The sequence below is a fragment of the Cellulomonas sp. NPDC055163 genome (assembly GCF_053607065.1).
The window spans coordinates 27,178-38,223 of sequence record NZ_JBSGSU010000008.1 but is presented as its reverse complement, the minus strand read 5'-3'; the positions used below and the strand labels follow the sequence as shown (position 1 = coordinate 38,223).

General features: G+C 75.8%; 15 protein-coding genes. 8 read left to right on the top strand and 7 right to left on the bottom strand.

Features of this window, described 5'->3' with window-relative positions:
* Positions 1–150 precede the first annotated feature (150 nt).
* The 3 genes from ACWFNE_RS16420 to ACWFNE_RS16410 all read right to left on the bottom strand — a co-directional run bounded on the left by ACWFNE_RS16420 (position 151) and on the right by ACWFNE_RS16410 (position 2,685).
* Positions 151–873, bottom strand: coding sequence for a hypothetical protein (locus ACWFNE_RS16420; protein ID WP_452123494.1), 723 nt, complete (start codon positions 871–873; stop codon positions 151–153).
* Between the two features lie 140 nt (positions 874–1,013).
* Positions 1,014–1,964, bottom strand: a complete 951-nt coding sequence (locus ACWFNE_RS16415) for an NAD(P)H-hydrate dehydratase (protein WP_452123493.1) — start codon at positions 1,962–1,964, stop codon at positions 1,014–1,016.
* Entirely contained in the window at positions 1,951–2,685 is a 735-nt protein-coding gene (locus tag ACWFNE_RS16410) for a histidine phosphatase family protein (protein WP_452123492.1), read from the bottom strand. The genes ACWFNE_RS16415 and ACWFNE_RS16410 overlap by 14 nt, the downstream gene beginning before the upstream one ends.
* Positions 2,686–2,889: 204 nt before the next feature.
* Between ACWFNE_RS16410 and ACWFNE_RS16405 the strand changes: the two genes are divergently transcribed.
* A complete protein-coding gene (locus ACWFNE_RS16405) occupies positions 2,890–3,024 on the top strand; it encodes a hypothetical protein (RefSeq protein WP_452123491.1) in 135 nt (44 codons plus the stop codon).
* Between the two features lie 61 nt (positions 3,025–3,085).
* Here the strand turns inward: ACWFNE_RS16405 and sepH are convergent, their stop codons facing one another.
* A complete protein-coding gene (gene sepH / locus ACWFNE_RS16400) occupies positions 3,086–4,183 on the bottom strand; it encodes a septation protein SepH (RefSeq protein ID WP_452123490.1) in 1,098 nt (365 codons plus the stop codon).
* A gap of 117 nt (positions 4,184–4,300) precedes the next feature.
* On the opposite strand from sepH, the gene ACWFNE_RS16395 reads away from it, so the two are divergent.
* The 3 genes from ACWFNE_RS16395 (at position 4,301) to ACWFNE_RS16385 (ending at position 6,400) form a co-directional block, all read left to right on the top strand.
* Positions 4,301–4,942 (top strand): trimeric intracellular cation channel family protein, encoded by a 642-nt coding sequence (locus ACWFNE_RS16395; protein ID WP_452123489.1) that lies wholly within the window; start codon positions 4,301–4,303, stop codon positions 4,940–4,942.
* Between the two features lie 158 nt (positions 4,943–5,100).
* Positions 5,101–5,940: an inositol monophosphatase family protein gene (locus ACWFNE_RS16390; protein WP_452123637.1), complete on the top strand. Its 840-nt coding sequence runs from the start codon at positions 5,101–5,103 to the stop codon at positions 5,938–5,940.
* Between the two features lie 160 nt (positions 5,941–6,100).
* On the top strand, positions 6,101–6,400 hold the full coding sequence (locus tag ACWFNE_RS16385) for a DUF4193 domain-containing protein (protein WP_034627831.1): 300 nt from the start codon (positions 6,101–6,103) through the stop codon (positions 6,398–6,400).
* A 186-nt stretch (positions 6,401–6,586) separates the two neighbouring features.
* Here the strand turns inward: ACWFNE_RS16385 and ACWFNE_RS16380 are convergent, their stop codons facing one another.
* Complete coding sequence (locus ACWFNE_RS16380) at positions 6,587–7,108, bottom strand: DUF3093 domain-containing protein (RefSeq protein WP_452123488.1); 522 nt, start codon at positions 7,106–7,108, stop codon at positions 6,587–6,589.
* Between the two features lie 54 nt (positions 7,109–7,162).
* Between ACWFNE_RS16380 and dut the strand changes: the two genes are divergently transcribed.
* The 4 genes from dut to ACWFNE_RS16360 all read left to right on the top strand — a co-directional run bounded on the left by dut (position 7,163) and on the right by ACWFNE_RS16360 (position 9,659).
* Positions 7,163–7,639, top strand: coding sequence for a dUTP diphosphatase (gene dut / locus ACWFNE_RS16375; RefSeq protein ID WP_452123487.1), 477 nt, complete (start codon positions 7,163–7,165; stop codon positions 7,637–7,639).
* 100 nt (positions 7,640–7,739) lie between these two features.
* The gene (locus tag ACWFNE_RS16370) at positions 7,740–8,462 is read left to right on the top strand and encodes a DUF3710 domain-containing protein (RefSeq protein WP_452123636.1); all 723 of its coding nucleotides are present in this window, start codon (positions 7,740–7,742) and stop codon (positions 8,460–8,462) included.
* Complete coding sequence (locus ACWFNE_RS16365; RefSeq protein ID WP_452123486.1) at positions 8,459–8,827, top strand: OB-fold nucleic acid binding domain-containing protein; 369 nt, start codon at positions 8,459–8,461, stop codon at positions 8,825–8,827. Before ACWFNE_RS16370 ends, ACWFNE_RS16365 begins: the two co-directional genes overlap by 4 nt.
* Complete coding sequence (locus ACWFNE_RS16360) at positions 8,820–9,659, top strand: DUF3159 domain-containing protein (protein ID WP_452123485.1); 840 nt, start codon at positions 8,820–8,822, stop codon at positions 9,657–9,659. The genes ACWFNE_RS16365 and ACWFNE_RS16360 overlap by 8 nt, the downstream gene beginning before the upstream one ends.
* On the opposite strand, the gene ACWFNE_RS16355 is transcribed toward ACWFNE_RS16360, so the two are convergent.
* Together ACWFNE_RS16355 and ACWFNE_RS16350 are read right to left on the bottom strand one after the other, a co-directional pair.
* Positions 9,592–10,266 (bottom strand): potassium channel family protein, encoded by a 675-nt coding sequence (locus ACWFNE_RS16355; RefSeq protein WP_452123484.1) that lies wholly within the window; start codon positions 10,264–10,266, stop codon positions 9,592–9,594. The genes ACWFNE_RS16360 and ACWFNE_RS16355 overlap by 68 nt on opposite strands.
* Complete coding sequence (locus ACWFNE_RS16350; protein ID WP_452123635.1) at positions 10,263–10,913, bottom strand: potassium channel family protein; 651 nt, start codon at positions 10,911–10,913, stop codon at positions 10,263–10,265. The genes ACWFNE_RS16355 and ACWFNE_RS16350 overlap by 4 nt, the downstream gene beginning before the upstream one ends.
* Positions 10,914–11,046: the final 133 nt, after the last annotated feature.

The following is an 11,046-nucleotide window of genomic DNA, read 5'->3' as shown; positions in this document are numbered from 1 at the left end:
CCAACTTCTCCCCTTCCCCTCCCGCTTTTGTTTTTTATGGTGGGGGGGTTTCGGTGTGCGTGGTCGCCGGTTCCGGGGCCCCCGCCCCCCCCCCCCCCCCCCCCCCGCGCCCGGGGGCCCGTGAGGACCCCCGGGCGCGGCGGTCGGACGTCAGACCGGTGCGCCCACGCGCTCGCGCGCCGCGGCGACGGCAGGGGCGGCCGGCAGGACCCGGCTGCCCTCGGCGGCACGTGCCCGGCGCTGCTCGCGGGCTGCACCCACCCGCACGATCTCGATGCCCGCGGAAAGCATCGCGAGCATGCGGTCCTCGGTGTCGGGCACGCACGCGTCGGCGACGCCGAGCACCGAGCAGCACACGATGCTCGGGGCACCGGTCTCGTGGAACCCCGCCGCGGACGTCGTCAGGCCCAGGCTGAACCGCCGCGCCCACTCCGCGGCGAGCGGGACGTCGGCGAGCGCGCGGGCGCTGCGGTCGGTGAGCACGCCGTCGGTGCGCCCCTCGATCTCGGCGAGGCGTCGCTCGGCCGCGAGGATGCCCACCGCGAGCACACGCTGGGTCTCCTGGGCGACGACGGGCAGGGCGCTCGTCGCGCACCACAGCGCCAGCCGGACGTCGACCTCGCGGTCCTCGGACGTCAGGCCGATGACCGACGGGACGAGCGGCAGCAGCCGTTGCCGGCCACCCTCGCTCATCTGGTCGTTGACCGTGCGCGCGAGCGTCGCCAGCAGCGCGTGCGTGCACGCGGGGTGGTCGCTCCAGCGCTCGCCCGCAAGGAACGACGCGAGCTCCATGAAGCACGCGCCCTTCGTCGGTCGCCGGTGGCGACCGCGCGAGAGCATCGGTACCCAGTCGGGCGGCAGGTTCTGACGCATGGGACACCCCCAGGACGGCGGACCGTGAGGCGCCTGCGCCTCCCCCCCACTGTGCGCCGACATCGGCCCCGGCACCACCCCTCGCGGCGGACGAGAGGCGGAGCCAGCGCGGCGCGCGTCGAGCCGCTACCGGCGCCGGCTCACGCCTCGAGCTCGGTGAGCACCGCGGGCAGCTCCTCGAGGAGCTCCCGGGCGAGGAAGCTCCGCTGCCCGACGCGCGCGGCGAGCCGGTCGCCGGCGGCGCCGTGCAGGTGCGTCCCCCAGCACGCCGCCTGGGCGGGATCGGCGCCGCGCGCGAGGACGCCCGCGACCGCCCCCGCGAGAACGTCGCCGCTGCCCGACGTCGCGAGGCCGCCCGAGCCGGTCGACGACTCCCAAGCCCGGCCGTCGGGGGCCGCGAGGGCACCGCGGCAGCTCACGACCGCGCCGTACCTCGCCGCGATGCGGGCCGCGACGTCGGCGAGGTCGTCGAGCTCGGGGCTGTCCGGGTCGAGGCCGAGCAGGCGGGCTCCCTCGCCCGCGTTGGGGGTCAGCACGAGCCGCCCGTCGAACGCCGCGACCACGTCGGGGTCGACGTCGACCAGCACGCCGAGCGCGAACGCGTCCAGCACGACCGCGGTGTCGTCACCGAGCCGGGGGAGCAGCGCGCCGAGGAGCTCCGACGTCTCCTCCGCACCGTCGAGCCCGGGCCCGACGAGCACGACCGTCGCGCGGGCGAGCTCGTCGTCGAGCGCGTCGACGCCGCTCGCACCGAGGCGCCCGTCGGCGGTCTCGGGCATCCCGATCGCGGCCGACTCGGGCACGGCGACGCCGACCGCCACCGCGACCGACCCGCCCACCGCGAGGGTGAGCCGGCCGGCCCCGACACGCAGGCAGGCGAGACCGGCGAGCATCGCGGCGCCCGGTGTCTGGCGCGCGCCGCCGACGACGAGGACCGCGCCGCGTGCGTCCTTCGAGTCGGCGTCGCCGGGCAGCGGCCAGCCCCGCAGGAGGGCGGGCGTGACGACCGTGCTGCGCGAGGCGCCGGACGAGGTGGCGGCCCCGGTGCGGTGCTCCGCGCCGTGCTCGGCCCCGCGCTCAGTGCCGGACATCGGCGGTCCCCGGGTGCTCGGTCGCGGGCACACCCACGTCCGCGAGGTGGTCGGCGGCGTCGAACTCGCGCAGCGTCCACAGGTCCGCGCCGGGCTCGCGCACGAGGGTCGTGACGGACGCGTTGCGCACCGACCGCCGGCGGCCCTCCTCGAGCACCTCCGCCTCGGTGAGCTGCTCGCACACGTAGCGGACCACCATGATGACCGCGTCGTGGCACACGACGAGCCCCCGGTCGGGCAAGGAGGGCCGGTCCAGGTCCGCGAGCAGGCTGCGCACGCGCAGCGCGAGGTCCGCCCACGACTCCCCGCCGGGTGGCCGGTAGTAGAACTTCCCGAGCCAGCGCCGGCGCTCCGCCTCGAGCGGGACCCGCTCGTCGACGCCGCGCGCCGTGAGCATGTCGAGGATCCCGAGCTCACGGTCGCGCAGCCGCTCGTCGCGCCGCACCGGGAGGTCCAGCCCGGCGGCCCCGAGCCCGAGCAGGGCCGTCTGGTACGCCCGGACGTACGGTGACGCCCACACCGCCTGCGGTCGCTCGTGCTCGGGCAGCCCGGCGAGCCACGTGCCGAGGCCGCGCGCCTGCGCGACCCCGAGGTCCGAGAGCTCGACGTCCGCGTCGCGCGCCGGCACGTCGATGACCTGGGCCCCGGCGCGGTGCGCGGCCGCCGCGGCGACGTTCCCCTCGCTCTCGCCGTGCCGGACCAGATGGAGTGTCGTGATCATCCCCCGACGTTAGGAGGGCGCGTGCGACCCCGCAGGTCGAGCCGCGCCCGGGAGCGCGTGCACGGTCTGCGGGTGTGCGGGCGGGGGTGCTGTGCGCGGGACGTGCGCACCCCCGGCCCGGTCGCCGCAGCCGTCCCGGCGACGTACGGTCGTGCCAGCGCGCGGTGCCGTACGGAGGTACCGCCCGGACGTGAGGACACGCGCATGAACATCGGCAAGATGCTGAAGACCGGCGCCGCGATCAAGGTCGCGCAGGTGGTCCAGCGTGAGATGAGCAAGCCCGAGAACCAACGCAAGGCCAAGGAGCTGCTGAGCAAGGCGACGCGCCGCGGCCGCTGACCCACGCGCACGAGCGCCCCGGTGACCGTCACGGTCGCCGGGGCGTCGTCGTGCTGGAGCGCTACTCGGGCTTGGCGCCGAAGACGATCTCGTCCCAGCTCGGCACCTTCGCCCGGCCCTTGCGTGCCGCGCGGGGTCGCTCGGCCGGGGGAGCGACCGCCTCGTCGGGCTCGTCGCCGCGCTCGGCGTGCGGGTCCGTGACCGGGGGCGCCGCGAGGGAGTCGTGCCCGCCGCCGTCCCCGGCGCGCACGACGGGTTCACGCCGTGCCGGCACGAGCACCTGTGCCTCGGCGAGCGGGTCGGCGTCGACCGGGTGGGCGCCGGGGACCTGCGCCTCGACACCCGCGAAGTCGAACGCGTGCTGCGGGCCGAAGCCCTCGAACTCGTCGTCGTCCTCCAGGTCGAGCTGCTGGCGCACCCCGCGCCGGGTGTTCAGGTCGTCGAGCAGCGCGTGCGTGCGCTCGCGCGGGTCCGGCTCCGCGTCGGCCGGCGCGTCCTCGAAGCCCTCGACCGCGCGCACGCTGCCGTCGGCCTCGAGGTCGAAGACCACGTCGCGGACCGCCGCGAGGTGGCGACGCGGGATCGGCTCGTCGGCGAGCTCGGTCTCCGAGAGCCAGCGCGCCTCGTCCTCCTCCGCCTGGACGACGCGCTTGGCAGCGTCGTAGGTCCAGCGCGCCTCGCGGCTCTCGCCGCCCACGTCGAACCGCGCCACGACGACCCAGGGCCCGGCCTGCTGGCGGTGGGCGTCCCACGCGAGCGACTGCAGCGGGACGCCGCGCGCCGCAAGGCGGTCCGTCACGAGGTCGCCGAGCACCGGGGCGCCCGGGTCCCGGCCGACCCGCGTCGCGCGGGCCTGGTCGGCGATGAACGAGCGCTCGGCGAGCACCGGGCCCTCGTAGCGGCGGACCTGCTCGACCGCGAGGTCTGCGGACTCGGCCACCTCCTGCGCGGTCGCGCCGGCCCGGATGCGCGCCTGGATCTCGCGCGGGCTCAGGACGCCGGAGTGCTCGGCACGCAGCTGCTCGAGCTTCGGCCGGTCGCGGCGCACGGCAGCGCGCAGCGGCTCGTCGATGCGCAGACGGAACCGCTGCCCGTCCGGACCGACGAGCACGAGGTGCTCCCCGTCGTCGTGGAGACCCACCAGCTCGAGCTCACCCATACGACCTCCTCGTAGCTCAGGCACGAGCGTGCCACCGAACACGGCCGTCCGGGGGGAACCCGCCCGGTGCGCCGCGACGAGGACGTCCCGCGGCAGCGCGCCTGAGAGTATGCGCTCGTGGCGCCCGACCTCCCGCTCCAGCCGCTGACCGAGCTCGTCGGCGTGTTCGTCGGCGGCCTGTCCGGCGGGCTCGCGGCGGTGCGCAAGCAGTTCGACGTCTTCGGCGTCGTCGTCCTCGCCTGGGCGGCAGGCCTCGGCGGCGGGCTGATCCGCGACGTGCTCGTGGGCGCGGTCCCGCCCGTGGGCGTCGCGCGCTGGGAGTTCATCGTCACCGCGTTCGCCGCAGGCGTGGTCATGTACTTCTTCCACCCCCGGCTCGAGCGCGCGCGCCGCGTCATCGCGGTCCTCGACGCGGGCGCGCTCGCGCTGTTCAGCGTGGTCGGCACGCTCAAGGGTCTCGAGCTGGGCGCCGGGGCGACCGCGTCGGTGTGCGTCGGGGTGATCACGGGCGTCGGCGGGGGAGTGCTGCGCGACCTGCTCACGGGCGAGGTCCCCGTCGTGCTGCACCACCGGCAGCTCTACGCGATCCCGGCGGTCGTCGGCGCCTCCCTGACGGCGGTGCTGTGGACGACGTCGACGCTGACCCTGCTCACGGAGCTGCTCGCGGTCGCGGTGGTCTTCGTGCTCCGGGTCGTCGCTATGCGCCTGCACCTCTCGGCACCCGGACCGTGGCGCGGCCCCGCGCAGGGCGGACGCTGACCCCGTCCCGACCCTCCGGCCGGCGGGCGCACGGTCCGCCGGCCGGAGGGGCGCGCCTGCCGCTCGGGCAGGATGGGCGCGTGACCTCCGACGCCCTGCCCGCACCGTCCGCCGACGATCCCGCGCGTCCCGCCGCGTCCCCGGCGCCCGGGCCGGGGGTGCCGTCCGCGACCGTCCCTGGCCCGGACGAGACGCGGGAGCTGGTCGCTCTCGCCGAGTCCCTCGCGCGAGCCGCGGGGCACCTCGTGCGCGACGGTCGCCCCGACCGGGTCGACGTGGCCGCCACCAAGACGAGCCCGATGGACGTCGTGACCCAGATGGACCTCGCGTCGGAGGCGCTGCTGCGCTCGATGCTCGCCGACCGCCGCCCGCACGACGGGATCCTCGGCGAGGAGGACGCCCCGGTCGCGGGCACGAGCGGCCTGACGTGGGTGATCGACCCGATCGACGGCACCGTGAACTACCTCTACGGCATCCCCGCCTACGCGATCTCGGTCGCGGTCGTCGCCGGCCCGCCCGACCCCGCGACGTGGACGGCGGTCGCGGGGTGCGTGCACTCGGTCGCGGACGGGCGCACGTACACCGCGGGCCGCGGGCTCGGCGCGCACCTCGACGGACGCCGGCTCACGCTGCGGGCGGCCGGTGACCTCGCGGGCTCGCTGCTCGGGACGGGCTTCGGGTACACCGTCGAGCGCCGCCGCGCGCAGGCCCGCGTCGTGGCCGAGCTCCTGCCGCAGGTCCGGGACATCCGGCGCATCGGCTCGGCGTCGCTCGACCTGTGCGCGCTCGCCTCGGGCGGGCTCGACCTGTACTACGAGCGAGGCCTCAAGCCGTGGGACCTCGCGGCCGGTGCGCTCGTCGCGCAGGAGGCCGGCGCGGTCGTGACGGGGCTCGACGGGCAGCCCGCGGGCGAGGCCATGACGGTCGCAGGTCCGGCGGGGACGGTGGCGCAGCTCACGTCGATCCTCCGCGGTCTCGGGGCCGCCACGGGCGCCTGAAAGGGCAGATTTCGGGCCTTCTGATGCTGGGCATTTGTCCGTGTGTGCGTCCGGCCCTGAAATAGTGCACAATCCCAGCGCCGCGGGAACAATCGACGGTGCCGAAGCATTGATCCCGCATACGACGATCCGCCGAGACGACCGGAGTGTGACCCCGCTGATGGCAACCGACTACGACGCCCCGCGCAAGACCGAGGAGGACCTCAGCGAGGACTCGCTGCAGGAGCTCCAGGCTCGGCGCTCCGACAAGAACTCGGGCGTGGTCGACGAGGACGAGACCGAGGCCGCCGAAGGCTTCGAGCTCCCCGGCGCCGACCTGTCGGGCGAGGAGCTGTCGGTGCGTGTCCTCCCGCGTCAGGCGGACGAGTTCACGTGCACGAGCTGTTACCTCGTCCACCACCGCAGCCAGCTCGCCTACGAGAAGGACGGCCGCCCCGTCTGCTCGGAGTGCGCTGCCTGAGCACGGCACCGACGACCACCACGAGGCCGGCGACCGGGGGGACACCCCGGGTCGTCGGCCTCGTCCGTGGTGGGAGGTCCCGACGCGACGGGCGCCCGTCGTCCGTCCGGCGGACGGACGACGGGACACGGGCCGCGAGCGACGCGGGCCGTGCGTGCGTCGCTGGGGAGACGGACCGTGCGGGGGTCAGCCGCCCAGGGTGCGACGCGTCCCGCCGAGCGCGTCGGCCAGGTCCGCGGGTCGACGGGTCGACACGAGCCAGTACGGCGTCGGGTCCTGCGGGTCGAGCACCTCGACCCTCACGGCCGTGCCCGCCCAGGCGCGCAGGCACACGTAGGCCCGCGCGTCCAGCCCGGGCCCGAGCGCGGCGCGGGTCTCGTCGCGGTCGAGCGCGCGCGCGTCCCCGAGCAGGTCGACGGGGATCCGGGCCCGGCCCGCCGTCAGCTCGCCGTCCTGCACCCGCACGCGCGGGGAGGTGAGCGCCGCGAAGGTCAGCGACCCGACGAGCGCGACCGTGCCGACGCCCGCCGCGAGACCCGGGTGCACCGGGAGCAGCGCGACGGTCAGCAGGCCCGCGGCGGCGACCGCGAGGAACCACCCGAGCGGACCGGGCCAGAGCCGCTCGTCGTGCGCGGCGCCACCGGGCGCACGTCCCCCCGGCGGGCCGGCGGGTGCGGCGTGCGGGGGCTCGGCGGCGTGCGGGGGCATGCGTCCAGCATCCCAGACCCGCGCGCGCGCAGCGGCGGGGTAGGGTCGCTCCCCGTGACGGCCGACACGACGCTCGAGGTCCTCCTGCTGCGGCTCGACGACGCGGTCCCGGTGCCCGCGTACGCGCACCCCGGGGACGCGGGTGCCGACCTCGTGACGCGCGTGGACGTGGTGATCCCTCCGCAGGGCCGGGTCACGGTCCCGACCGGCGTCGCGATCGCGCTGCCCGACGGCTACGCGGCGTTCGTGCACCCGCGCTCCGGGCTCGCCTCGCGCCACGGGCTGACGATCGTCAACGCGCCCGGCACGGTCGACGCCGGCTACCGCGGCGAGATCGCGGTGACGCTGCTCAACACCGACGTCGAGGTGCCCGTGGTGCTCGCGCGCGGCGACCGCGTCGCGCAGCTCGTGATCCAGCGGGTCGAGCGCGCTCGGTTCGTCGAGGCGGAACGTCTGCCGGGCTCGCACCGCGGCGAGGGCGGCTTCGGTTCGAGCGGTGGCTGGGCGGACGCGCAGGCGCCCCGGTCCTGAACGCGCGCGACCCGGCTCCCCGCTAGGTCGTGCGGCGCACGCGGATTACTGTCGTGGGGGTGCCCCACGGCGGGTGACAGGTGAGAAGGGGTCGATCGAAGTGGGTCTTTTCCGGCGCGGCGCGCGAGAGAACGCGGCTGACGAGACGGCGACGGGTGCCACGCCCGAGGTCGACGCGCAGACGCCCGACGACGACGAGGCGCGCGGGCGCGGCCCGTGGGACGTGGACGACGTCGACGGCACGGGCGGACGCCTGGACCTCGGGGCGATCCTCGTGCCCGGCCGGCCCGGCATGGAGCTGCGCATGGAGATCGACAAGGCCTCCGGCGCGGTCTCCGCCGCCGCCGTGAGCCTCGGCGGCTCGACGCTCCAGCTGCAGGCGTTCGCCGCGCCGCGGACCGAGGGCATCTGGGACGAGATCCGCGAGGAGATCGCGGAGTCCGTCACGAAGCAGGGCGGCTCCGCGGACGACCTGCCCGGCCCGTTCGGCCGCGAGCTCCTGGCGCGCCTGCCCGTCCGCACGCCCGAGGGGCGCACCGGGCACCGGCCCGCGCGCTTCATCGGCGCCGACGGGCCCCGCTGGTTCCTGCGGGGGGTCGTGACCGGCAAGGCCGCGGTCGACCCCGAGGCGGCGGTCGAGCTCGAGAGCGTCTTCGCCGACATCGTCGTCGTGCGCGGCACCGAGGCGCGGGCGCCGCGCGACCTGCTCACGCTGCGGCTGCCGGCGCAGGACGGCGGCCCGGCGCAGCCCGCGGCGGACGAGCCCGCCGCGCCGACGTTCGACCCGATGACCCGCGGCCCCGAGATCACGGAGATCCGATGACGCTGCGCGAGGCGCTGCGGCGCGCGGTCGCGTCGCAGGCGGAGATCGAGGCCGACGAGGAGCGCGCCGACGCGCACTCGGTCGCCGGCTGCGTGCCGGTCGAGCAGCTGCCGGACCGGCACCGCGCCAAGGTCTCCGGCGTCCTGCGCTCGGTGACCCTGCGCCCCCGCGAGGGCGTCCCCGCGCTCGAGGCCGAGCTGTACGACGGCAGCGGCACGATCGACCTCGTCTGGCTCGGCCGTCGGGAGATCGCCGGGATCGAGCCGGGTCGACGCCTGCAGGTCGAGGGGCTCGTGTGCGCGATCGACGGTCGCCGCACGGTGTTCAACCCCCGCTACGAGCTGCGGCCGCGTCCCGGTGAGTGACGTCGAGCGAACCCGTCCGCTCACCGGGGCGATCGCCGGCGACGCCGGCGAGCCCGGGGGCACGACCAGCCGCGGCGACGCGACGGAACCGGGCGAGGCGACGCAGCCTCGCAGCACGACGGACCCCGGCGGCGCGCCCGAGGGTGGCACCGCCGCTGCGAGGCCCGCGCGCGGCGTCTACCAGCTCGCCGGGGAGGACTTCTCGATCGCGGAGGCGATCGGCGGCTGGCGCGGCGTGGTCGAGTCGGCACTGCCCGGGCTCGTCTTCGTCGTCGTGTACGTCGCGGTCCGCGAGCTGCGCCCGGCACTGGTCGCGGCGGTCGCGGTCGCCGCGGTCGCGGTGCTGGTCCGGCTCGTGCAGCGCACCCCGGTCACGCAGGCCTTCTCGGGGATCCTCGGGATCGGCATCGGGGTGCTGTGGGCGTGGCGCACCGGCGAGGCACAGGACTTCTTCGCGTACGGGTTGTGGGTCAACGTCGCCTGGTGTGCCGGTGCGCTCGTCTCGGTGCTCGTGCGCTGGCCCGCGGTCGGGGTCATCGTCTCGTTCGTCCGCGGCGAGGACATGTCGTGGCGGCTCGACTCCCGCCCCGCCGCGCAGGCCCTGCGCCGGAGGTACGTCGGGGCGACGCTGCTGTGGGTCGGCGTGTTCGGCGCCCGCCTCGCCGTGCAGGTGCCGCTCTACCTGCAGGGCGAGGACGCCGTCGGGTGGCTCGGCACCGCGAAGCTCGTCATGGGCGTGCCGCTGTTCGCGGCCGTCCTCTACGTCACCTGGCTCCTGGTCCGTGGGTCAGGATCTCCTCGAGAGCCTTCTCGTCCGCCTCTCGACCGGTGACGAACAGCAGCTCGTCGCGCTCCTCGAGCGTGTCGTCGACGCTGGGGGCGATCGGGCGGGTCCCGCGCACGATGCACGCGAGCACCGTGTCCTCGGGCCACGCGACCTGACCGACGCGCAGCCCGGCGAGGGGCGAGCCCTCGGGGAGCGTGAGCTCGAGGATGTCCGCCTTCGACTGGTGGAACGTGAAGATCCGCACGAGGTCGCCGACCGCGACGGCCTCCTCGACCATCGCGGTCATGATGCGCGGGGTCGAGACGGCGACGTCGACGCCCCAAGCCTCGTCGAACATCCACTCGTTCTTCGGGTTGTTCACGCGCGCGACCGTGCGCGGGACCCCGTACTCGGTCTTGGCCAGCAGCGCGATGACGAGGTTCGCCTTGTCGTCGCCCGTGGCGGCCACGACGACGTCGCACTCGTCGACCTTGGCCTGCGTCAGGGTCGGCAGCTCGCACGCGTCGGCGAGCAGCCAGTCCGCGTCCGCGACCTGCGAGACGCGCATCGCGGAGGGCTGGCGGTCGATGAGCGTGACCTCGTGCCCGTGGCCGAGGAGCTCGCGGGCGATGGACCGGCCGACCGAGCCGGCTCCGGCGATGACGACCCTCACGGGGAGACCTCCGGGGCTCGGGTGAGCGTGCGTTCGACGAACGAGCTCTCGTCGGCGCGCATCAGGACGTGCAGCGTGTCGTTCTCCTGCAGCACGGTCGCGACGGTCGGCAGCAGGCCGTCGCCGTAGCGCGTGACGTAGGCGATCCGCGCGCGGCTCGCCTCCTCGAGGTGGCTCAGGGGGTGCCCGACCCAGCCCGGGTGGACGTCCACCTGCGCGAGCACGATCTGCCCCGACGCGTCCCGGTGCTCGTCCGTCGCGCCCATGGGCAGCAGGCGGCGCAGCACCTGGTCGGCGGTCCACCGCACGGTCGCGACCGTGGGGATGCCGAGGCGCTGGTAGATCTCGGCGCGGTGCGGGTCGTAGATCCGGGCGACCACGTTGCCCACGCCGTACGTCTCGCGCACGACGCGCGCGGCGAGGATGTTGGAGTTGTCGCCGTCGGACACCGCGGCGAAGCCGTAGGCGTCGTCGATCCCGGCCTGGGTGAGCGTGTCGCGGTCGAAGCCGAGACCGGTGACCTTGCTCCCGGAGAAGTCGGCGTCGAGGCGCCGGAACGAGTCGGGGTTCTGGTCGATGACGGCGACCGAGTGGCCGTGGCTCTCGAGGGACTGGGCGAGGGTCGCGCCGACCCGGCCGCAGCCCATGATGACGAAGTGCACAGCCGGTCACGCTATACCTCGCGGGTGGGCGCCGCCGCACCGCGGCAGCGGGTCCGGCGCGCCCTCGACCGCCGCCACGCCCGGTGCCGCACCGCAGGTGGCGCGCGGGCGGCGGCCG

What these genes read in the sequence shown, in the direction of transcription:
- ACWFNE_RS16420 (WP_452123494.1), bottom strand. Translation starts at nt 873, where the DNA reads ATGCGTCAGAACCTGCCGCCCGACTGGGTACCGATGCTCTCGCGCGGT.
- ACWFNE_RS16415 (WP_452123493.1), bottom strand. Translation starts at nt 1,964, where the DNA reads ATGTCCGGCACTGAGCGCGGGGCCGAGCACGGCGCGGAGCACCGCACC.
- ACWFNE_RS16410 (WP_452123492.1), bottom strand. Translation starts at nt 2,685, where the DNA reads ATGATCACGACACTCCATCTGGTCCGGCACGGCGAGAGCGAGGGGAAC.
- ACWFNE_RS16405 (WP_452123491.1), top strand. Translation starts at nt 2,890, where the DNA reads ATGAACATCGGCAAGATGCTGAAGACCGGCGCCGCGATCAAGGTCGCG.
- sepH (WP_452123490.1), bottom strand. Translation starts at nt 4,183, where the DNA reads ATGGGTGAGCTCGAGCTGGTGGGTCTCCACGACGACGGGGAGCACCTC.
- ACWFNE_RS16385 (WP_034627831.1), top strand. Translation starts at nt 6,101, where the DNA reads ATGGCAACCGACTACGACGCCCCGCGCAAGACCGAGGAGGACCTCAGC.
- ACWFNE_RS16380 (WP_452123488.1), bottom strand. Translation starts at nt 7,108, where the DNA reads ATGCCCCCGCACGCCGCCGAGCCCCCGCACGCCGCACCCGCCGGCCCG.
- ACWFNE_RS16365 (WP_452123486.1), top strand. Translation starts at nt 8,459, where the DNA reads ATGACGCTGCGCGAGGCGCTGCGGCGCGCGGTCGCGTCGCAGGCGGAG.
- ACWFNE_RS16350 (WP_452123635.1), bottom strand. Translation starts at nt 10,913, where the DNA reads ATGGGCTGCGGCCGGGTCGGCGCGACCCTCGCCCAGTCCCTCGAGAGC.